The sequence below is a fragment of the Candidatus Rokuibacteriota bacterium genome (assembly GCA_016209385.1).
Taxonomy (GTDB): domain Bacteria; phylum Methylomirabilota; class Methylomirabilia; order Rokubacteriales; family CSP1-6; genus JACQWB01.
Map to the genome: position 1 here is coordinate 1 of JACQWB010000221.1, position 21818 is coordinate 21818.

Here is a 21818-nt window from a genome sequence, read left to right on the forward strand (position 1 = left end):
CTACCTCTTCCGGGCCCGCTGGCGGACCTCCATCTACCGGGCGGCCGAGATCATGACGGTTTTCGCGGTCATGACGGCCGGACTCTTCCCGCTGGTCCACCTGGGCCGGATGTGGTTCGGCTACTGGCTCCTGCCGTACCCGAACCAGCGCTACCTCTGGCCCAACTTCCGCTCCCCGCTCCTGTGGGACGTCTTCGCGATCTCGACGTACCTGACCATCAGCGCCGTCTTCCTCTACGTCGGCATGGTCCCGGACATTGCGGCTATCCGCGACGCCTCAACGGGCTGGCGGCGGAAGATCTACGGCGTGCTGGCCCTGGGGTGGGAAGGCTCGGACCGCCAGTGGCGCCACTACCGGCGGGCCTACGGCCTGTTCGCCGCCCTGAACACGCCGCTCGTGGTCTCGGTCCACAGCGTGGTGTCGTGGGACTTCGCAATGGCGCTCGTCCCCGGCTGGCACTCGACCCTCTTCGCGCCGTTCTTCGTTGACGGGGCCATCTTCTCGGGCTTCGCCATGGTGCTGGTCCTCGTGCTGCCCATGCGCCGGTACTTCAACCTCTACCCGTACATCCAGGACAAGCACCTGGACGCCATGGGAAAGCTGATCCTGGTCACGAGCCTGGTCCTGACCTACTTCTATGTCTGCGAAGCCTTCACCACCTGGTACAGCGCCGACCACTTCGAGCGGTCCTCGCTGGCCTGGAAGGCCACCGCCACCTACGCCTGGGCCTTCTGGCTTCAGTACTTCTGCAACAGCCTGGCTCCGCTCGTCCTGTTCTCCCGGCGTGCCCGCCTCCACCCGCCCACCCTCTTCATCGTCTCTGTGCTCGTCCTCATCGGCATGTGGTTCGAGCGCTTCAATATCATTGTGCCGTCCCTGGGCCACGACTTCTATCCCTACACGTGGGGGATCTTCGTGCCTGCGGTGACGGACACTGCGATCGTGATCGGAAGCTTCGCCTGGTTCTTCTTCCTCTTCATGGGGTTCATCAAGCTCATGCCGTCGGTCTCCATCGTCGAGGTGAAGGAGACGATTCCCCACCCGGTCAGCGGGCAAGGGCATCAGTGATGGTTGACGCGAGCGTCGTCGGCATCTTCGCCGAGGTGGACACCACGGTCCGGGCGATCCACGCCCTGCGGGGCCGGGGCCTCTCGGACTTCAGCGTCTACATGCCGATCCCCGTCGACGAGATCCAGGAGGCGCTCGAGCACGGTAAACCGGTCAGCCCGGTCCGGCTCTTCACCCTCGTGGGAGGGCTTACGGGCACCCTGACAGGGTTTGCGCTCACGATCTGGTCCTCGCTCAAGTGGAACCTGGTGGTCGGGGGGAAGCCCATCGTGTCGATCCCGCCCTTCGTGATCATCGCCTTCGAGCTGACGATCCTGCTCGGCGGGCTCTGCACCCTCCTCGGGCTCCTGGTCCTCGGCCGGCTTCCGAAGCTCCGCCCCTCACCCGCCTACGACTCCCGCTTCTCCGCCGATCGCTTCGGCATCGCCGTGCGCTGCCCGGCCCAGATGGTCGAGGTAGCCCGGCAGTGCCTCCGCGAAGCCGGATGCCAGGAGGTAAGCGCGTGAAGTGGGTCTTCGTCCTGGTGGTATTGCTGGTCGCCAGCGCCGCGTCGCTCATGGGGGGCGTCCTCGTCATGCGCTGGGAGGACAACATGACCCAGACGGTGAAGATCGTGCCCGGAGAGCAGGTCTTCGCCATGCCCACCGGCACGCTCCCCAGGAGCGGGGGCGAGCTCGGCTTGCCCCGCGAGGCGCGCGAGGTGGCGGCGAAGCGGCCCAACCCGGCTGGCGCCACGCCGGACTCCGTGGCGAGGGGCCAGAGGCTCTTCGTGATCTACTGCGCCCCCTGCCACGGGCGCGAGGGCAAGGGGGATGGGCCGGTCTCGCCCAAGTTCGTTCCCCCGCCTGATCTCACGCACCCGTCGATCCAGGGGGCCCGGAGCGACGGCTACATGCAGCACGTCATCGGGTCGGGCGGAGCCGTGATGCCGGCGTACGGGGAGGCCCTGTCCCCTGAGGAACGCTGGCATGTCGTGAACTTCCTCAGGAGCCTTGCCAGACGATGAGCGGAAGGGTGCTCATTCTCGTCGCGGTCGTCGTCATCGGGGCGGCCGCGTTCTTCCTCCGCGTGAGCCGAGACCCCGTGCAGGCCTGGGGGATTTACCTGGTGAACCTCCTGTTCTGGTCGGGGCTGGCCGTCACCGGTCCAGCCATCGCCGGGATCATGGAGCTGATGGAGGCGCGATGGTCGCCGAGCGTCAAGCGGATCGCGCTGACAACCATCGGGTTTCTTCCGGTCTCCTTCGTGCTCTTCGTCGTTCTCTTCGCGGGTCGCGCGGTCCTCTACCCCTGGGTGACCGATCCGATTCCCGAGAAGGCGGCGTGGCTCAACGTCCCGTTCATGGCAGCCCGGGTCGGCCTCGGAGTCCTGGCACTCTACGGGGTGGTCTGGGCCTTTGCGAGCGCGGGGTTCCGCGAGGGCGAGGGGAGCGCGGCCCAGCAGGAGGTGGACGGGCGGCGCCGCCGCGCGCTGGCGACCGTGATGCTCTTCCTCTTCGTGATCGTGGTGTCGCTCTTCGGCTTCGACCTCGTCATGTCACTGGCCCCCCGGTGGTACAGCGGGCTCTTCGGCGGCTACTTCACGGTCAGCACGCTTTACACGGGCTTCTGCCTGCTGGCGCTGCTGACCGTCTCCGCCAACCGGTCCGGCGCGGCCAGCGTTCCGCCCGCGGCGGTCCAGGACGTGGCCAAGCTCGTGTTCGCCACGAGCATCCTCTGGATGTACTTCTTCTGGTCGCAGTACCTGGTGATCTGGTACGGCAACGTCCCCGTCGAGACGAAGTTCTTCGTCCGGCGCTTCTTCAACCCGCCGTGGCGGGGGCTCTCGTTCGTCATCCTGGTGGCGGGCTGGCTGATCCCGTTCGCCTACCTCCTCAAGCGGCTGACGGGCAGGCCACCGGCGCGCCACGGCCCGCTGGTCTTGGTCGCCTGCCTGGCCCTGGCCGCGATCTTTCTCGAGCGGATGATGCTGGTCTTCCCGTCCGTCACCACAGCGCCGATCTTTCCCTTCGGCGTGCTCGAGCTGGCGATCACGGCCGGGTTCTTCTCGCTCTTCGTCCTGAGCCGGGTCTTGTTTCTGGCTCGCTATCGGCCCCATCTATAGATCGGACACCCACGCCTTCGGCGTGGGTACCCGGGCCCCCTCCGAAACCTCCCCCCAGCATCCGGTTGGAGGGGGGCTTCGCCCCCCTTCCGAACCTCCCCCCTTGAGTTGCGCGGGCCAAGCCCGCGCTCGAAGATCGGAGGGGGCCGTCGAGGCCCCCTCCGAGACCTCCCCCAGAACGGGTTGCGCGGCAGAACCGACGCCGGAATCTCGGAGGGACGGGCAAAGGCCGCGCGCCAGCTCGGGTGCGCTGGGAGGCGGGGCAGCGGGGCCTCTGGTAAGATAGCCCTCCGGAGGCGCCCCATGCTCTCGGTCGAAGAGGCCCTGGATCGCGTCCTGTCTCGGGTCACGCCGCTTGCCACGGAGAGGGTGGACCTCGTCTCTGCACTGAACCGGGCGCTCGCGGAGCCCGTGCAGGTCGCCACGGACATCCCGGCGTGGGCCAACTCCTCCATGGACGGGTACGCGCTCCGCTCCGAGGACGTGCGGCGGGCTTCTTCCGAGCGGCCCGTCACGCTCAGGGTCGCGGGACGGGTCCCTGCGGGAGCGGTGGCGGCGCGGCCGATCGCTCCGGGCGAGGCGTTCAAGATCCTCACCGGCGCCCCGTTGCCCGAGGGGGCGGACGGCGTGATTCCCCAGGAAGAGGTAGAAACGGAGGGTGAAATCGTGAAAGTCCCGCGCCCGGTCGGGCGGGGCGAGTATGTGCGGCTTGCCGGAGAGGACCTGCGGGCGGGGGAGACGGTGCTGGAGCCGGGCCATGAGATCGGAGCTGCCGAGGTCGGGCTTCTGGCCACTCTGGGCTACGCTCAGGTCCGCGTCTTCCGGCGCCCCCGTGTCGCGATCCTCTCCACCGGTGACGAGCTGGTCGATCTCGGCGGCGCGCTCGGGCCCGGCAAGATCCCCAACTCCAATACCTATGCCCTTATGGCCCAGGTGGCCGCGGCCGGCGGGGTGTCGGTGAACCTGGGCGTGGCCGGCGACAGCCCGGAGGCCATCGGGGAGCGGCTCCGCTGGGGGCTCGACGCCGACGCGGTGATCTCGTCGGCCGGCGTATCGGTCGGCGAATTCGACTTCGTCAAGGAGGCGCTTACGGGTCTCGGGGCCGAGCTCCACCTCTGGCAGGTCGCCATGCGGCCGGGCAAACCGATCACGTTCGGCTCGTTGGGCCTCCGCCCGGTGTTCGGCCTCCCCGGCAATCCAGTCTCCGCGATGGTCACATTTGAGCTGTTCGTGCGACCGGCCCTGAGAAAGATGGCAGGGCACCGGACGCTCCATCGCCCGACGATTCGCGCTCGCGCCCTGGCGCCGATCCCGAACCCGGGGCGGCGGCGGGGCTATCTCAGGGTGACGTTGACTCCGATTGACGGTGGCCACGGGGCCCGGCTCACGGGCGAGCAGGGCTCTGGGATTCTGCGATCGATGGTGATGGCGGATGGGCTCGCCGTCATACCCCCAGATACGACCATTCCCGAAGCGGGCGAAGTGACTGTTATCAACCTCCGATAAAGCTTGACAAAACGAAGTACGGTGTATAATCTTGACTATACCAATCGACAAATGGGGATTTCTCAGGATAGCTCGTGAATTACGCGCGGCGGAACTTCCTCATAGGGACAGGTCTCGCGCTTCTCCTCCCCAAGGAGGTGTGGGCCCAGCCAGCCCTGGAGCGGGAGCACCGGCCACAGCTCGACCTCCCGATCCTTTCGGAAGAGCCGACGGCGGTGCCGATCCAGGTCTGGGTTGACCATCCGATGAATCCCGACCACTTCATCAGGTCCCTCGCGGTTTCGCTCGACAGCGACCCGGTTCCGTACAAGGGCAAATTCCTCTTCAGCCCGCTCAACGGCCGGGCCTCGGTGGCCTTCCAGATGCGCTCCGGGTCCGGCGGCCTCGTCAAGGCCGTCGCGGACTGCTCGAGCCACGGCCGGTTCGTCGCGACCAAGGAGCTCAGGGTGGTGGAGGGGGGGTGCACGACGGCGCCGGAGAAGGTGGGGCGCGACCGGCTGGGCAACCCGATGCTCCGGCTCCCCCGGTCCGTCAAGGCCGGCGAGATCGTGGAGGTCCGGACCAAGGTGGACCACACCTCGCACACCGGGCTCGCCCTGAAGAACGGGAGGTTCGTGCGCGAGGCCCCGGAGTTCTACGTGAAACAGATGCTCGTCTATCTCGACGACGAAAAGGTCAGCGAGTTCCAGATGACCTCGGCGGTGAGCCCGAACCCGCTGATCCGCTTCCCTCTGAAAGCCATCCGGAGCGGTACGCTCCGCGTGGTGTTTGTCAACAGCGAAGGCCAGCGGTGGGAGGTCTCCCAGCCGCTGCGTGTCTAACCCAAGCTCGAACACCGGAGGTGCACGACATGAAGCAGCTTGTTCGTCTCCTCGTGTTCCTGGTCGTCTCGTCACTCCTGGTGTCACCGGCCCTGGCCTACACCGTCTACGTGACGAACCAGGGCGAGAACACCATCTCGATCATCGACGGCAAGGCCAAGAAGGTGCTCCGCACCGTCAAGGTCAGCCAGGTCAAACCCCACAACGCGGTCCTCTCCAAGGGGAACAAGTGGCTCTACATCGCCAACGTCGGGTCCGGGTCCGTCTCGATCTTCGACCCCGCGACCGAGACCGAGGTGGGGGTGATCCCAGCCGACAAGGGGACCCACGGGGTGACGCTGACGCCCGACGAGAAGCAGCTCTGGACCGCCAACGTCCAGGCGGACACGGTATCGGTCATCGACCTGACCAGCCGGAGCGTGATCCGCACCATCAAGGTCGGGACCAAGCCGATGCTGGTTACCTTCACGCCGGACGGCAAGAAGGCGTACGTGTCGAACGGGGGCTCCGGCGATGTCTACGTCATCGACGTGAAGACGTTCGAGGTGACCAAGAAGCTCCTGGCGGGCAAGGACGCCATGGGGACGGTGACGGCCCCCGACGGCAAGACGGTCTGGGTGACCGAGGGCGGTGACAGCATCGTCTCGGTGATCGACACCGCCAAGGACGAGGTCGCCGCCGAGATCAAGGTCGGGGCGGACACCCACGGCATCGTCCTCTCGCGGGACGGCAAGCGCGCCTACGTCACCGTGCGGAAGGAGCACTTCGTCGCGGTGCTGGACGTCCCGGGCCGGAAGGTCATCGCCAAGATTCCGGTCTCCGAGCTTCCCGACATCCCGGACCTGTCGCCCGACGGCAAGGAGCTCTGGCTGACGAGCCGCAAGGCGAAGGCGGTAGATGTCGTCGACACCACGACCAACCAGAAGATCGCCACGATCCCGGTTGGGATGACGGGGGATCCCGATCCCCACGGGCTCGTGATCACCAAGTAGTCTCAACCCGCCGGCCGGGGCCACTGTCTGCCGGACGGGCCGAAAACAAAACGGGGAGGGGTCACCCCCTCCCCGTTGCTGTCTGGGCTTCGCGTCAGCCACTGCGCAGGTAGAGGATGCGCACCGCCACCCACGCCCCGGCGCCCATGGCAGCGAAGGCGGTGAGGCTTCCGACCGCCAGCGTCGCCGAGTTGGTCAGCCCCTGCGTGATGTTGCAGCCCTCGGCCAGGATGCCGCCCGTCCCCATGAGCAGCCCCCCAGCGAAGATCTTCACCAGGCTCCAGCCGGCTGGGAGCTTCCAGGCGAACTCTCCGGACTGCCAGGCTGCGACGAACGCGCCCAGCGGGACTCCGATGAGGAGGATCATGCTCCAGTTGACCCGAGTCGGGTAGCCGACGAGGGGATAGGTGAGGATGTGACTCGTGTTGATGGCGAAGGTCACGCCGGTGGGAGTGCCGCCGAAGCTCGATGTCCACCAGCCGAGCGCGACCAGCAGGCCCACGGCGGCGCCCGTCAGCGGCCACGGCCACTTGTTGTGCTCAGGCTCTCCCGCCCCGCGCAGGAGCACCCAGGCGAGCGCGAGCCCGAGCGGGATGATGATCCACCAGGGTGAGAGGTCGCCAACACCAACGACGCTCCCGATGGCGTTGTAGAGGGTCGGGGGCGACTCGCCCAGCTTGAGGTCGGGGGTCTGAAGCCACCGGCGCAGCGGGGCCAGCAGGCCGACGGACATCGCGGTCGCTCCCATGGCGAAGCCGAGGAGGACGACCCAGGCCCCGACCGCCCCTTCTCCCACGCGGTACCAGGTGCTTCCCGAGCAGCCGCCGGCCAGGATCATCCCGAAGCCGAAGACGAGGCCTCCCAGCACGTTGGCGAGCCAGCGGAAGGAGCGGATCGGAACCTCGACCCAGCCGGCGGCGACGAGGAGGTGGACGCCCACGACGGCCACCAGGAGCGCCAGGCCGTAGGCGCGGAGGATCGTGGCGTCGCGCATGATGAAGTAGTTGGAGAGCGCCCGCGTCAGGCAGAACCCGCCCCGTTGCGTCGCGTAACCGAACGCGAAGCCGGTGACGAGGGCGGACAGATAAAGCAACCCGAGGGGTTCATCCATCGCCACGAATCGTATCGGAGATGCCCGGGCGGAGTAAAGGGTTTGCTATACTTGGCAGGTTCGATCGGGGGCTCGGGAATTCGCGGCGGGGGAGATCGGTGGAAATCGTTATTGATATTGCCCTGGGGTTCGTGCTGGGGTTTGCCATCGGGCTCACCGGCGTGGGTGGCGGCGCCATCGTGGCACCCGCGCTCTACGTGATCCTCGGCATGAAATACGCCGAGGCCGTGGCCCTCTCGCTGATCTATTCGCTGTTCGCCAAGGTCTTCAGCGTTGTCCAGCACCTCAGGCAGGGTTCCGTACTGTGGAAGCTCACTCTGGTCTACGGGCTCAGCGGGATGCCGGGCGCCGTGTTCGGTTCGCGCGTGCTCTACCTCGCCGGCGAGGCGACCCAGCGACTGTTCCCGTTCCTCATGAGCGGTGTGCTGGTGGTCGTCGGCGTCCTGATCCTCCTGGAGTCGAGGATCCAGACGCGGTTCGCGCAGCCGAAGCCGTTCCGCCCGGACGAGATCGGCTGGAAGATCGGCCTCGCCATCACGGGCTTCCAGTTCGTGGTAGGGACACTGATGGGCGTGACCTCGATCGGCAGTGGCAGCCTGGTCATTCTGTCCATGGTGTACCTGTTCGAGATGTCGGCCCGCGAGATCGTGGGCTCGAACCTGGCCGTCGCCCTGCTGATGGTGATCCCGGCGAGCCTGACGCATCTTGCCGCCAGCGCGATCCAATGGAAGCGCCTTCTCTGGCTCCTCGTGGGCGCGCTGGGAGGTTCGGTTCTCGGCTCCAAGACCACGCTGTTGCTCCCGGATCGTACGCTCAGGCTCGCGATCGTCGCGATGATCCTTGCGGGTGCCGTGGCCACCGTGGTGAAGGCGTGGTGACCCGAGCCCAAATTTCTTGACTTCGTTTCAAACGCTGTGCTACGTTCGCCGTCACCATGCGGGCCAGCTGCGTGTCCGTGGGGATCGTGAGCGTCGTGGCGCTCGGGCTTCTCGCCGGTTGCGCGAGTCGCGGGAGCGTGCGGCGGGTCGAGCGCGAGCTTGCCAGCGTTTCCACCCAGGTCGGGGAGCTCGGCAAGCTCAACGAGGCCACCGGGCGCGACCTCGCGCGCGCGATCGCCGAGCTGAGGGAGCTGCAGTCGGGCGCGACGCGGCTGAACCGCGAGGAGGGCGAGGTGATCCGGCAGCTCTCCCGCGTGGAGGAGCGGCTGGCTGCGGCCGAGGGAACGATCCGCGAGCTCCGCGGCGCGTTTACCGAGCTGGCGCGGGAGGTGAGCCGGGCAGCTTCGCCGCCCGCGCCCGAACCGGCAGCACGGGAGCAGGCGGTCCGGCCCGCATCGCCGGAGCAGCTCTACGCGGCGGCGCTGGCGAACATGCGCGCCGGCGAGCACGGGCAGGCCGTGCTCGATTTCCTGGATTTCATCGCGAAGTACCCGGGTCATCCGCTGTCGGGCAACGCCCAGTACTGGATCGGCGAGGCGTACTACCTGCAGCGGGACTTCCGACAGGCGCTGGTCGAGTTTCAGCACGTGGTCGGACGGTACGGAAAGAACAACAAGACGGCCGACGCGCTCCTCAAGATCGGTCTCTGCTACCAGGCGCTCCGCGAGCCGGTCCGCGCGCAGGAGACCTGGGGCCGACTGGTCGCGGAATTTCCGCGCAGTGAAGCGGCCCGGAGGGCGCGCGTCCTGATGCAGGCCCCTCGCGCTGCGCCCGCGCGTTCCCGCTGATCGCGGGTCGCGCAGCGGGCGTCCCGATGACCCATGTTCCGCATCCTTGACGCGCACCGGGCGTCCGGTATACTGAGTGGAATTTACTCGGGCCTCGCCTCGTCACGGGCCTGCCTGCGGCAAGGCCGATGTGCCTCGGCTCGAGCTTCGTTCGGGCAATGGTGTATCACGATGACGACAGTTGAAGAGCGAGATCGCTGGAGCTCGGTGGCCGCGGGCCTCTCGACACCGCGCTGCGGGTCGGACTCGGAGCGCACGGTTGCCGAGCAGCGCGCGCGCGCGGAGCGCGTCGGAGCGCGAGTGCTGCTGCGGGAGGACGCGGCGTATCCCGCGCAGCTCCGCGCGGTTCCCGCTGCGCCGCCGTTCCTCGTCGTTCGCGGGGAGCTGCGGGACGAGGACGCGCTGGCGGTGGCCATTGTGGGGGCGCGGCGCGCGACGCCCTACGGTCTTCAGGTGGCCGAGCAGCTCGCCGGGGACCTGGCGGCACGCGGGGTGACCGTGATCAGCGGGTTCGCCCGGGGCGTGGACACCGCGGCGCACCGGGGCGCGCTCGCCGTCGGGGGTCGCACCGTCGCGGTGCTCGGCTCGGGCGCCGACGTGATCTACCCGCCGGAGAACCGAGCGCTCGTGGCGCGCGTCATCGAGCACGGGGCGCTGGTCTCGCAGTTCCCGATGGGCACGCCGCCGTTGCCGGAGCATTTCCCGCTGCGCAACCGGACGATCGCGGGCCTGGCCCTGGGGACCGTCGTCGGCGAGGCGGCCGAGCGCAGCGGAGCGTTGATTACCGCGGGCCACGCCGGAGAGCTGGGTCGCGAGGTCTTTGCGGTCCCGGGGAACATCACATCGGCGCTGGCGCGGGGCAGCAACCGTCTTATCCAGGACGGTGCTAAACTGGTTCAGAGCTGGGAGGACGTGGTCGCCGAGCTTCCGGAGAGGTGGCGCCGGTGTCTCGTCACCCCTGCGTGGCAGCAGCCTTCCGGACCGTCGCTCGAGGCGGACGAGCGGATTCTCCTCGATCTCGTCGGCGAGGCGCCCGTCCACGCGGCGGAGCTGATCGAGCGGAGCGGTGTTCCTTCCGGGCGGGCCGCGGCGCTCCTCGTGACCCTGGAGCTCCACGGCTGGGTCCGACAGCTCCCGGGTCGGCTGTACGTGCGGGCGAGACGTTCATGACAGAAAAAGCGCGGGCGAAGCGGGCGCTGGTCGTGGTGGAGTCACCCACCAAGGTGAAGACCATCCAGAAGTATCTGGACGCCACGTACCTGGTCAGAGCCTCGATGGGACACGTCGTGGACCTCCCGAAGACCAGGCTCGGCGTGGACGTGAAGAAGGGGTTCGCGCCCGAGTACCGGGTCATTCCCGCCAAGCGGAAGACGCTGGAGGAGCTCCGCAAGGTGGCGGAGAAGGCGGACGCGTTCTACGTCGCGACCGACCCGGACCGCGAAGGCGAGGCCATCGGCTGGCACCTGGCCCAGCAGCTGCCGGTGGACCGGCGGAAGGTGCACCGGGTGCTCTTCAACGAGATCACCGAGCGGGCTGTCAAGGCCGCCTTCCGTCAACCGGGAAAGATCGACCGACGGAAGGTGGAGGCGCAGCAGGCGCGGCGGGTGCTGGACCGCCTGGTCGGCTACAACCTCTCCCCGCTCCTCTGGAAGAAGGTGCAGCGCGGGCTGTCGGCGGGACGGGTGCAGTCGGTGGCGGTGAAACTCATCGTCGACCGCGAGCGGGAGATCCGCGCGTTCGTACCGGTCGAGTACTGGACCCTCCACGCGAGGCTTCGCGCCGCGGCGCCGCCGGAGTTCACCGCGGCGCTCAGGGCGATCCGGGGTGAGAAGGCCAGCCTCGCGACCGAAGCCGAGGTCGCGGAGACGATCCGGGGCCTCGAGGGCGCCCCCTTCGTCGTGCGGGCTGTCGAGCGGGGCGAGCGGAAGAAAAATCCGGCACCTCCCTTCATCACCTCCACGCTCCAGCAGGAGGCATGGCGGAAGCTCCGCTTCACGGCGAAGAAGACGATGATGCTCGCCCAGCGGCTCTACGAGGGCGTGGAGGTGGGGGACGAGGGGCCGGTCGGACTGATCACCTACATGCGCACCGATTCGGTGCGGGTCGCCCGCGAGGCGCAGGCACGGGCGCGCGAGTGGGTGCAAGGGCGTCTGGGGGGCGAGTATCTGCCCGACGCGCCACCCGCCTACCGATCGCGGAAGGGGGCGCAGGAGGCGCACGAGGCGATCCGCCCCAGCGATCCGGCGCGGGACCCCAAGAGCCTGGCGCCGTTTCTCAACCGCGAGATGCTCGCACTCTACCGCCTGATCTGGGAGCGGTTCCTGGCCAGCCAGATACGCCCGGCCGTGTACGACACGGTCTCCGTCGACATCGAAGCCGCAACCTGCAGCTTCAGGGCGCAGGGCTCCACGCTCCGCTTCCGCGGATTCATGGCGGTCTACGTGGAGGGCCGCGAGGAGACGGAGGCGCCGTCGGAGGAAGAGGCCGAGGGCGTGCTCCCGCCGCTGGAAGTCGGAGAGGCTCTCACGCTCCTCGCGCTGGAGCCCAAGCAGCATTTCACCCAACCGCCACCGCGCTACACGGAGGCGTCGCTCGTGAAGGAGCTGGAGGAGCGGGGGATCGGCCGGCCCTCCACCTACGCGCAGATCCTGAGCACGATCCAGGAGCGGGACTACGTCCGCCGGGAGAAGGGCACTCTCTACCCGACCGGGCTCGGGACGGAGGTTACCGACCTGCTGCTCACCTCGTTCCCCGAGATCATGGACGTGAAGTTCACGGCTCAGATGGAGGAGTCGCTGGACGAGATCGAGGAGGGAGACGCTCCCTGGGTGGAGACGGTCCGTCAGTTCTACGGCGTGTTCGCCTCCCGCCTCAAGACGGCCGAGGTCAAGATGATCGACCTCAAGCGCGGCACCAAGACGGGAGAGCGCTGCCCTGAGTGTGGCAGCCCGCTGCTCGAGCGGTGGGGCCGGTTCGGTAAGTTCCTGGCCTGCTCCGGGTATCCGGACTGCAAGTTCACGCAGGACCTGAGCGGCAACGGCGGGCGGCCCGAGGAGGTGGCGACGGGGGAGACCTGTGACCAGTGCGGCAAGCCCATGGTGGTGCGGGAGGGGCGCTATGGGAAGTTCGTCGCCTGCCGGGGCTACCCGGAGTGCAAGAACACCAAGCCCCTGACCACCGGCATCGCCTGCCCGCAGGACAGCTGCGGCGGCCAGCTTGTCGAGCGGCGCTCTCGGCGGGGCAAGGCCTATTACGCCTGCTCCCAGTATCCGACGTGCAAGTTCATCCTCTGGCAGCGGCCCGTGGCGGAGCCCTGCCCGGCCTGCGGGGCGCCGTTTCTCCTGGAGCGGATGGCGCGCGGCGGAAAGCTGATCCGGTCCTGCTTCAGACAGACGTGCGACCACAAACAGACGCTCGAGGCCCCGGCGTCGTGATGCCCCCTCCGAGGCTGTCATGAATGCCGTCGAGACCTTCCTCCAGTACCTGGACGTCGAGCGGGGGGCGTCGCCTCACACGCTCAGGAGCTACCGGGCTGACCTCGGCGAGTTCACGGCCTTCCTCGCCCGTCACAAGCTCGCGCGCCTTGCGGATGTGGATGCGCGGGCGATCCGCGCGTACCTGGTGTGGCTTCACAGCCGCGGGCTCAGCCGGACCACGATCGCCCGGAAGCTCGCGGCGCTCAAGAGCGGGTTCCGCTTCTGGGCGCGCCGGGGCGTGATCCCGCGGAACCCCGCCCGAGAGGTCGGGACGCCGCGCGTCCCGAAGCGCCTTCCCGCGTTTCTTCCCATCGACGAGGCCTGGGCGCTCCTCGAGTCTGCTGCCCCTGACACGGTTCAGGGGAAGCGGGATCGCGCGATCCTGGAGGTCTTCTACGCGACGGGCCTCCGGGTCGCGGAGCTCTGCGGGGTCGACCGGGGCGATCTCGATCGCTTTCAGGGCACGGTTCGGGTCGTCGGGAAGGGAAATAAGGAGCGGATCGTCCCGCTCGGCGACCACGCCCTGCGCGCGCTCGACGCCTACCTGGCCGTGCGTCCGTCGGGGGAGGGAGCCCTCTTCCAGAACCTCCGGGGTGGACGGCTCACGGTTCGCAGCGTCCATCGGATCGTCAAGGGCCGGGCCCGCGGGGCAGGGATCGCCCGTCCGGTCACGCCCCATGCCCTCCGCCACACGTTTGCCACGCACATGCTGGACCAGGGGGCCGATCTCCGGTTGATCCAGGACCTGCTCGGGCACAGCCGCCTGTCCACGACCCAGAAGTACACCCACGTGAGCGCCGACCGGCTGATGAAGGTCTACGACGCCGCTCACCCGCGGGCCCATCCCGGGGAGGTCCCGACGAGCGAGCGGTCGCGCGCCGGCACGTCAGCGGTTGGACCCCGCCGAGGACGGGCGTGAGCGAGAGCACGGTGAGGGCGACGACGATCATCTGCGTCCGCCACCGGGGACGGGTGGCGATGGCGGGAGACGGCCAGGTGTCCATCGGCCAGACGATCGTCAAGGCCGGAGCGCGGAAGGTGCGCAAGGTGTACCAGGGCCGGGTTCTCGCCGGCTTCGCCGGCACCGCCGCCGATGCCTTCACCCTCTTCGATAAGTTCGAGTCGAAACTCGAGGAGTACCGCGGGAACCTCCCGCGGGCCGCCGTCGAGCTGGCCAAGGAGTGGCGGACGGATCGGATCCTCCGGCGGCTGGAGGCGCTCCTCGCGGTTGCAGACGCGGAGCACTCCTTCATCGTCTCGGGAACCGGGGAGGTCATCGAGCCAGACGACGGCATCGTCGGGATCGGTTCCGGGGGCCCGTTCGCGCTGGCGGCCGCCCGCGCGCTGGTTGCCCAGTCGGATCTCGGTGCCAAGGAGATCGTGGAGGAAGCGATGCGGATCGCCGCGGCGATCTGCGTTTACACGAACGACCGGATCATGGTCGAGGAGCTCTGAAGACTTGGAGGGGGGCTACGCCCCCCTTCCAAACCTCCCCCGGGGTGGCGCCGGCAAAGCCGGCGCTCAAACACCGCGCGGCTGTGGCGTGAGGTGAAGGCTGTGGCGCGTACTCGCCAGTCCATGGAACCGCTGACGCCGGCCCAGATCGTGGCCGAGCTGGACCGCTACATCATCGGCCAGGAGAGGGCCAAGCGGGCCGTGGCGATCGCGCTCCGGAACCGCTGGCGGCGCCAGAACCTGCCCGCCGAGCTTCGGGACGAGGTGGCGCCGAAGAACATCATCATGATCGGCCCCACCGGGGTTGGAAAGACGGAGATCGCCCGGCGGCTGGCCAAGCTCGCCCAGGCGCCGTTCCTGAAGGTCGAGGCCTCCAAGTACACCGAGGTCGGATACGTCGGGCGCGACGTGGAGTCGATGATCCGCGACCTGACCGAGCTGGCCGTGAACATGGTGAAGGCGGAGATGACGGAGACCGTGCGTGAGCGGGCGGAGCAGCTGGCGGAAGAGCGCCTGCTCGACCTCCTCCTGCCGCGCCGCCCCCGCGAGCCGTTCCAGAGCGCGACCCTCGAGGAGGTCTCGCCCGAGGCCTCCCGGCAGGCGACGAAAGAAAAGCTGCGCCAGCAGCTCCAGGCGGGCCGGCTCGACGAGCGGCTGATCGAGCTGGAGATCCAGACCCAGGTGACGCCGATCGTGGAGATCTTTTCGGGGCAGGGGATGGAGGAGATGGGGATCCACCTGAAGGAGATGCTCTCCGGCATGCTGCCCTCCAAGACGAAGCGGCGGAAGGTGAAGATCGCGGAGGCGAAGCGGATCCTGGCCCAGGAAGAGGCTCAGAGGCTGGTGGACATGGACGAGGTCGTGAGCCAGGCGATCCACCGGGTGGAGAACTCCGGGCTGGTCTTCTTGGACGAGCTGGACAAAATCGCCGGCCGGGAGTCGGGGCACGGGCCGGACGTCTCCCGGGGGGGTGTCCAGCGGGACCTTCTCCCCGTCGTCGAGGGGTGTACGGTCATGACGAAGTACGGGATGGTCCGCACGGACCACATCCTGTTCATCGCTGCCGGCGCGTTCCACGTGGCCAAGCCGTCCGACCTGATCCCGGAGCTGCAGGGGCGGTTCCCGATCCGGGTGGAGCTGGAGCCGCTGACGCGCGCGGACTTCGTCCGCATCCTGACCGAGCCGCAGAACGCCCTGATCAAGCAGTACGTAGAGCTCCTCAAGACCGAACGCGTGACGCTCCGCTTCACCGCCGATGCCGTGGAGGCCGTCGCGGAGATGGCGGCCCGGGTGAACGAGCGCACGGAGAACATCGGGGCCCGGCGTCTCTACACGATCGTGGAGAAGCTGCTGGAGGAGGTTTCCTTCGAGGCGCCGGACATGCCGGGGAAGGAGCTGATCGTGGACGCCGGCTACGTTCAGACCCGGCTCGCCGATCTCGTGAAGGACGAAGATCTGTCCCGATATATTTTATAAGCTGGGGGCAAGGGCCTCAGGCTCCGACTGTTACGAACGACGGGAACACGATGGCGACCCCGGACATGGCGGCGCTGGTCCAGCGGGCCGAGATCCTCATGGAGGCCCTGCCCTACATCCGCGCCTTTCAGGGGAAGACGCTGGTCATCAAGTACGGCGGGGCCGCGATGGAGCAGGCGGCCCTCAAGCCCTCCTTCGCCCTGGACGTGATCCTGCTGCGCTACGTGGGGATCAACCCCGTGATCGTCCACGGCGGCGGCCCCCAGATCGGCGCGCTGATGAAGCGGCTGGGGAAAGAACCCGAGTTCGTGGGCGGGATGCGGGTGACCGACGCCGAGACGATGGAGATCGTCGAGATGGTCCTGGTCGGCAAGGTCAACAAGGAGATCGTCGGACTGATCAACCACTACGGCGGCCGGGCGGTCGGACTCTCCGGAAAGGACGGGCAGCTGATCCTGGCCCGCCGCCGCGGCCACCGGACGCCGGCGGGCGAAGAGGTGGACATCGGCCTGGTCGGAGAGGTCGAGGCCGTCGACCCCCAGGCGATCCGCCTGCTGGAGGAGAACGGGTTCATCCCGGTCATCGCGCCCGTCGGCGTCGGCCCCGACGGGGAGACCTATAATATCAACGCCGACCTCGTCGCGGCTGAACTGGCCGCCGCACTGGCCGCAGAAAAGCTGATCCACCTGACCGACGTTCAGGGGATCAAGGGCGAGGACGGGCGCTTCCTGTCCACGCTGACCCGGAAGGAAGCCGAGCAGTTGATGACGGCCGGGATCATCGAGGGTGGCATGGTGCCGAAGGTGCAGTCGTCGCTCCGCGCGCTGGAGGGCGGGACGGCGAAGGCTCACATCATCGATGGCCGGATCCCCCACGCCATCCTCCTCGAGGTGTTCACGAAAGAAGGCATCGGCACCGAAATCGTCCTGTGAGGAGCGACCGGTGGATACAAAGACGCTGATGCAGTGGTCGGAGAGCTACCTGATGCAGACCTACGCCCGCTACCCCCTCTGCCTCGTCCGCGGCGAGGGGGCCCGGGTGTGGGACGCGGAAGGCAAGGAGTATCTCGACTTCACCAGCGGGCACGTGGTGCTCGGGCTCGGGCACTGCCACCCGCGCGTGGTGGGGATGATTCGCGAGCAGGCGGCGACGCTCACGAACGTGAGCAATCTCTTCCACAGCCCGCCGGGAATCCACCTGGCCAAGCTCCTGGTCGAGCGCTCCTTCGCCGACCGGGTCTTCTTCTCGAATTCGGGGGCGGAGGCCAACGAGGGGGCCATCAAGCTCGCGCGGAAGTACGCCAAGGAGACCTTTTCCAGCGACCGCTACGAGATCATCGCGACCCGAAACTCCTTCCACGGGCGGACTCTCGCCACGCTCACCGCGACGGGCCAGGAAAAGGTCTGGCACGGCTTCGAGCCGCTCGTGCCGGGCTTCAAGCACGTCCCCTACAACGACCTCCGCGCCGTCGAGCGCGCGATCGACAACCGGACCGCCGCCGTCCTCGTCGAGCCGATCCAGGGAGAAGGCGGGGTCGTCGTTCCCGACGACGGCTACCTCCCGGGGCTCAGGAAGCTCTGCGACGCGGCGGGCATCCTGCTGATCCTCGACGAGATCCAGACCGGGATGGGACGGGCTGGCGCTCTGTGGGCCTACCAGCACTCGGGCGTGGCGCCCGACATCATGACGCTGGCCAAGGCGCTCGCCAACGGGATCCCGATCGGGGCCACCCTGGCGACCGAGGCGGTCGCGGCTATCCTGACGCGGGGGAGCCACGGGAGCACCTTCGGCGGGAGTCCCTTCGCGACGGCCGTCGGGCTGACGACCCTCACGACGGTCCTCGAGGAGAACCTCCCCGAGCGGGCCGCCCGGGTCGGGCGGTTCCTGATTGGCCGGCTGGAGGCAATGCGACAGACGCACCCGCTCATCAAGCAGGTGAGGGGAAGAGGGCTGCTGATCGGGATCGAGCTGACGGCGCCCGCGGCACCTGTGGTCACGCGCTGCCGGGAGCGCGGCCTCCTGGTGCTGACCGCCGGGGACACGGTGGTGAGGCTGGCCCCGCCGCTGATCGTCTCGGAACGTGACGTCGAGCGGGCCCTCGGGATCCTGGATTCGGCGCTCGGCGAAGCCGTGCCATGACCCACCTGGTCTCGATCCGCGACCTCGGGCGGGAGGAGATCGCCTCCCTCTTCCGGCTCGCGGCCGACCTGAAGGCGAAGCGGAAGGCCGGCGATCGCTCGACCCCGCTGACCGGCCGGACCCTGGCGCTGGTGTTCGAGAAGCCCTCGCTCCGCACGCGCGTGACGTTCGAAGTGGCGATGGTCCACCTGGGCGGACGCGCCATCTACCTCTCGGCCAACGAGATCGGGCTCGGCGTGCGGGAATCGGTACCCGACGTGGCCCGGAACCTGGGGCGGTGGGTGGACGTGATTGCGGCCCGCACGTTGCGCCACGCGACCGTGGAGGGGCTCGCGCGCCACGCGGGCATCCCGGTGGTGAACGGGCTCTCGGACCTGGAGCACCCCTGCCAGGCGCTCGCCGACTTCTTCACGCTGTGGGAGCGCGGCTGGGATCTCGCCAGGATCCGGGTGGCCTGGATCGGCGACGGCAACAACGTGTGCCACTCGATCATGCTCCTGTCGGCGCTCACCGGGGCGTCCGTCGCGGTGGCCTGTCCTCCGGGCTACGAGCCGCAGCCCGCGATCCAGGCCGCGTGCCGCGAGCTCGGTGGGCGGTTCTCGATCACGCCGGACCCCAGGCAGGCGGCCGAGGGGGCCGACGTCCTGTATACCGACGTCTGGATCAGCATGGGGCAGGAGGCCGAGCGGGAGCTGCGGCTCGAGGCGTTCCAGCGCTATCAGGTGAACGACACGCTGGTCGGGTTCGCCAAGCCCTCGGCCGTGGTCATGCACTGTCTGCCGGCCCATCGCGGGGAGGAGATCACCGACGCGGTCGTCGACGGGCCCCGGAGCCTCGTGCTCGAGCAGGCCGAAAACCGGCTCCACCTCCAGAAGGCGCTCCTCGTCGCGCTCCTCGGTGCCAGCGATGTTTGACCGCATCTTCTTCGAGCGGCAGTTCCCGGACCACGTGCAGCAGTTCTGCCGGGAGCAGAAGCTCGCCGCCCCGGTCGTCGAGCTGCTCCTGGACGACGGCACGGTGCTCCGTCTTCGCGCGATCAACCAGACGCGCGAGAGCTGGCTCAGCGTCACCGTCCACGGTGAGCGCGCGGAAGCCCGGCTCATCTTCTGCCCCTACTTCACGATCAAGCGGATCACCTTCGGGTCACCGTCCTCGCCCAAGGACGGGACCTTCGCGCTCGCCGCCGCGCCCTGAGGGGTCGGTCCGTGTCCTCACCCCCGCGGAAGGTCGTGCTCGCCTACTCGGGCGGCCTCGACACCTCGGTCATTCTCCGGTGGCTGATCGAGACCTACGGCTGCCAGGTCATCGCCTTCTGCGCTGACCTGGGTCAGGGTGAGGAGCTGGCGCTGGTTCGGGACAAGGCCATCCGGACGGGCGCCGCCAAGGTCTTCGTCGAGGACCTCCGCGAGGAGTTCGTCCGCGATTTCGTCTACCCGATGCTGCGTGCCAACGCCGTCTACGAGGGGGGCTACCTCCTCGGCACCTCGATCGCCCGGCCCCTGATCGGCAAACGCCAGGTGGAGATCGCGCTCCGGGAAGGGGCGGATGCGCTGGCGCACGGCGCCACCGGGAAGGGGAACGACCAGGTCCGGTTCGAGCTCACCTATGCGGCTCTGGCTCCCGAGCTGCGGATCATCGCGCCGTGGCGCGAGTGGGAGCTGAGCTCGCGCTCGGCGCTGCTCGACTTTGCGCAGCGCCACGACATCCCGGTCCCCGTCACCGCCGAGCGGCCGTACTCCACCGACCGGAACCTCTTCCACATCTCCTACGAGGGCGGGATCCTGGAGGACCCCTGGGCCGAGCCTCCCGAGAAGATGTTCCTCCTCACCAACTCTCCGGAGGCGGCGCCGGACGTCCCGGTGTACGTCGAGATCGACTTCGAGGCGGGGAACCCGGTCGCCGTGGATGGCAAAACGCTGGGCCCGGTGGCGCTCCTCGAGCGGTTGAACCGCCTGGGCGGCGAGCACGGGATTGGCCGGGTGGACCTGGTCGAGAATCGTTACGTCGGGATGAAATCGCGAGGCGTGTACGAGACGCCGGGCGGGACGATCCTGCACGTGGCCCACCGGGCGCTCGAGTCGCTCACGCTCGATCGAGAGCTGCTCCACCTTCGCGACAGCCTCGTGCCGCGCTACGCCGAAATGGTCTACTACGGCTATTGGTTTGCTCCGGAGCGCGAGGCCCTCCAGCGCTTCGTCGACGAGGCCCAGAAGGACGTGACCGGGACGGTCAGGCTCAAGCTCTACAAGGGGAACGTCACGGTAGTCGGGCGGCGGTCGCCGTGGTCGCTGTACCATGCCGATTTCGCCACGTTCGAAGCCGACCGGGTGTACCGGCAGAAGGATGCCGAGGGGTTCATCGCCCTCCACGCCCTGCGCCTGAAGATCCGTGCCGCCCGCGATCGCCACCGCGGGACGGGTCCGGGCCCGCTGCCTCCCAAAGGGGGCTAGCGGCCTGTTGGACTACCAGGGTTGAATGCTCTAGCGCTCCTGACAGTTCGCCCACGATTGGGGGTTCCACTTCGAGCGCGCACCCACGCCTTCGGCGTGGGTACCCGGCCCGCGCAAGTTCCTTGGGGGGAGGTCCGGAAGGGGGGCGTAGCCCCCCTCCGGGTTGCCTAGCGATCGCGCCGGCGTGGTCCGCCTGCCATGGGACGTGGTCGTCGCGCTGTCACGGCGTGAGGCGCTCGAACCGGCGTCGGTCTCGATGCGCGCCGACGCCGCGTTGACCCTTGCGGACCTCTCGGCGCATCGGCTTCGAGGCCGGGCCGCGGTGGTCATCGACGTGTTCCGTGCCTCGACCACGATCGTCACCGCGCTGGCGAACGGCGCTCGAATGCTGATCCCGGTGCTGACTCCGGAGGAGGCCCGCGCGCGGGCCAGGGCGTTCCCGCCCGCGGACGTGCTCCTCGGCGGTGAGCGGCGCGGGGAGCCGATCGTGGGCTTCGATCTGGGAAACTCGCCGCTCCAGTACACGCCGGAGCGCGTCCGGGATAAAGTGGTCGTCTTCACGACCACCAACGGCACCCAGGCCCTTCGGGCGGCGTCCGGGGCTGCGGTGGCCGCGGTGTGCGGGCTCGTGAACGTCGAGGCCGTCGCCGGGTGGGCGCTCGCCACGGGTCGGGATCTCACCGTGGTCTGCTCGGGTGAGACCGGAGCCCTCTCCCTCGAGGACACGGTCGCCGCCGGCCTGCTCCTGGACGCCATCGCCGACAAGGCCGGCCCGCTGGAGATAACCGATGCGGCCCGCGCCTGCCGCGCTGTGGCTGGCCACTACCGGCGCCGCCTGGATGGGCTTCTCACCGACTCGGCGTGGGCGCGGGAGCTCGAGCAGCGCGGCTACCACGACGACCTCCGGGCCTGTCTGGCGCTGAGCGTCTATGCCGAGGTCCCGGTGCTGGAGGGCGACGTCGTCACGCGGCCGGCGCCGGGTCCCTCGCGTTGAACGCGGCAGCGGGATGCGCGGCGGGCCTCGTCCCCGCCCGCTTCCTGAAGCTATTACAGACCTTGACGCGCGAGGGCGCTCTCCAGTAGGATTCCCCCCACAACGCTTGTGCTCTGGCGACCCGGGCGACGAGAGCGGCCGCGGTGTCGTCGCGGAGGGAGGTGAGGGGGGTCCGGGGCCTGATTGAGTTCGAACGAGAGACAGCTCGAACACGCCGACTGAGTTAGGGGGAGGGAGATGATACGACCTGGGAAGTGCAGGACTCGATGGTGGGGTTGGATCGGGACCGTCATCGCCCTGGTGCTCGTCGCGCAGGCGTGGGCGCCGGCGATCAGCGGGGCCCAGACGGCTCAGCCGATCCGGATCGGCTTTGGCATGGCGCTGACCGGAGGCCTCGCTGCCAATGGCAAGGCCGCCCTGCTCGCCATGCAGATCTGGGCCGAAGACGTCAACAAGAAGGGTGGCCTCCTCGGCCGGCGGGTAGAGCTGGTCTACTACGA

22 protein-coding genes are annotated in these 21818 nt (G+C 68.5%); 21 read left to right on the forward strand and 1 reads right to left on the reverse strand.

Annotated elements, in window-relative coordinates:
* The 7 genes from nrfD (HY726_16340) to HY726_16370 form a co-directional block, all read left to right on the forward strand.
* A partial coding sequence (nrfD, locus tag HY726_16340) for a polysulfide reductase NrfD (protein ID MBI4610565.1) occupies nt 1-1069 on the forward strand: 1069 nt, incomplete at its 5' end.
* On the forward strand, nt 1069-1575 hold the full coding sequence (locus HY726_16345; protein MBI4610566.1) for a DUF3341 domain-containing protein: 507 nt from the start codon (nt 1069-1071) through the stop codon (nt 1573-1575). The genes nrfD (HY726_16340) and HY726_16345, both read left to right, overlap by 1 nt.
* Entirely contained in the window at nt 1572-2075 is a 504-nt protein-coding gene (locus HY726_16350) for a cytochrome c (protein ID MBI4610567.1), read from the forward strand. The genes HY726_16345 and HY726_16350 overlap by 4 nt, the downstream gene beginning before the upstream one ends.
* Entirely contained in the window at nt 2072-3172 is a 1101-nt protein-coding gene (nrfD, locus tag HY726_16355; GenBank protein MBI4610568.1) for a polysulfide reductase NrfD, read from the forward strand. The genes HY726_16350 and nrfD (HY726_16355) overlap by 4 nt, the downstream gene beginning before the upstream one ends.
* A gap of 303 nt (nt 3173-3475) precedes the next feature.
* Entirely contained in the window at nt 3476-4678 is a 1203-nt protein-coding gene (locus HY726_16360; GenBank protein MBI4610569.1) for a molybdopterin molybdotransferase MoeA, read from the forward strand.
* Nucleotides 4679-4752: 74 nt separating this feature from the next.
* Entirely contained in the window at nt 4753-5499 is a 747-nt protein-coding gene (locus HY726_16365; GenBank protein MBI4610570.1) for a thiosulfate oxidation carrier complex protein SoxZ, read from the forward strand.
* 29 nt (nt 5500-5528) lie between these two features.
* Nucleotides 5529-6491 carry a beta-propeller fold lactonase family protein gene (locus HY726_16370; GenBank protein MBI4610571.1) on the forward strand — a complete coding sequence of 321 codons (963 nt, stop codon included), beginning with the start codon at nt 5529-5531 and terminating at the stop codon, nt 6489-6491.
* 94 nt (nt 6492-6585) lie between these two features.
* On the opposite strand, the gene HY726_16375 is transcribed toward HY726_16370, so the two are convergent.
* Nucleotides 6586-7602, reverse strand: coding sequence for a YeeE/YedE family protein (locus HY726_16375; GenBank protein ID MBI4610572.1), 1017 nt, complete (start codon nt 7600-7602; stop codon nt 6586-6588).
* 98 nt (nt 7603-7700) lie between these two features.
* On the opposite strand from HY726_16375, the gene HY726_16380 reads away from it, so the two are divergent.
* The 14 genes from HY726_16380 to HY726_16445 form a co-directional block, all read left to right on the forward strand.
* Nucleotides 7701-8480, forward strand: a complete 780-nt coding sequence (locus HY726_16380) for a sulfite exporter TauE/SafE family protein (GenBank protein ID MBI4610573.1) — start codon at nt 7701-7703, stop codon at nt 8478-8480.
* A 71-nt stretch (nt 8481-8551) separates the two neighbouring features.
* The gene (gene ybgF, locus HY726_16385; protein MBI4610574.1) at nt 8552-9328 is read left to right on the forward strand and encodes a tol-pal system protein YbgF; all 777 of its coding nucleotides are present in this window, start codon (nt 8552-8554) and stop codon (nt 9326-9328) included.
* A gap of 171 nt (nt 9329-9499) precedes the next feature.
* Complete coding sequence (gene dprA / locus HY726_16390) at nt 9500-10498, forward strand: DNA-protecting protein DprA (protein MBI4610575.1); 999 nt, start codon at nt 9500-9502, stop codon at nt 10496-10498.
* Nucleotides 10495-12762 carry a type I DNA topoisomerase gene (gene topA / locus HY726_16395; protein MBI4610576.1) on the forward strand — a complete coding sequence of 756 codons (2268 nt, stop codon included), beginning with the start codon at nt 10495-10497 and terminating at the stop codon, nt 12760-12762. Before dprA ends, topA begins: the two co-directional genes overlap by 4 nt.
* A gap of 19 nt (nt 12763-12781) precedes the next feature.
* Nucleotides 12782-13723 (forward strand): tyrosine recombinase XerC, encoded by a 942-nt coding sequence (xerC, locus tag HY726_16400; protein ID MBI4610577.1) that lies wholly within the window; start codon nt 12782-12784, stop codon nt 13721-13723.
* Nucleotides 13720-14259: an ATP-dependent protease subunit HslV gene (gene hslV / locus HY726_16405; protein MBI4610578.1), complete on the forward strand. Its 540-nt coding sequence runs from the start codon at nt 13720-13722 to the stop codon at nt 14257-14259. The genes xerC and hslV overlap by 4 nt, the downstream gene beginning before the upstream one ends.
* Before the next feature lie 123 nt (nt 14260-14382).
* Entirely contained in the window at nt 14383-15735 is a 1353-nt protein-coding gene (gene hslU / locus HY726_16410) for an ATP-dependent protease ATPase subunit HslU (protein ID MBI4610579.1), read from the forward strand.
* Nucleotides 15736-15800: 65 nt separating this feature from the next.
* A complete protein-coding gene (argB, locus tag HY726_16415; protein ID MBI4610580.1) occupies nt 15801-16667 on the forward strand; it encodes an acetylglutamate kinase in 867 nt (288 codons plus the stop codon).
* A gap of 28 nt (nt 16668-16695) precedes the next feature.
* Nucleotides 16696-17874: an acetylornithine transaminase gene (locus HY726_16420; GenBank protein MBI4610581.1), complete on the forward strand. Its 1179-nt coding sequence runs from the start codon at nt 16696-16698 to the stop codon at nt 17872-17874.
* Nucleotides 17871-18788, forward strand: coding sequence for an ornithine carbamoyltransferase (gene argF / locus HY726_16425; protein ID MBI4610582.1), 918 nt, complete (start codon nt 17871-17873; stop codon nt 18786-18788). The genes HY726_16420 and argF overlap by 4 nt, the downstream gene beginning before the upstream one ends.
* A complete protein-coding gene (locus HY726_16430) occupies nt 18781-19068 on the forward strand; it encodes a hypothetical protein (protein MBI4610583.1) in 288 nt (95 codons plus the stop codon). The genes argF and HY726_16430 overlap by 8 nt, the downstream gene beginning before the upstream one ends.
* A gap of 11 nt (nt 19069-19079) precedes the next feature.
* Complete coding sequence (locus HY726_16435; protein ID MBI4610584.1) at nt 19080-20324, forward strand: argininosuccinate synthase; 1245 nt, start codon at nt 19080-19082, stop codon at nt 20322-20324.
* 184 nt (nt 20325-20508) lie between these two features.
* A complete protein-coding gene (locus tag HY726_16440; GenBank protein MBI4610585.1) occupies nt 20509-21318 on the forward strand; it encodes a 2-phosphosulfolactate phosphatase in 810 nt (269 codons plus the stop codon).
* A 237-nt stretch (nt 21319-21555) separates the two neighbouring features.
* A partial coding sequence (locus tag HY726_16445; GenBank protein ID MBI4610586.1) for an ABC transporter substrate-binding protein occupies nt 21556-21818 on the forward strand: 263 nt, incomplete at its 3' end.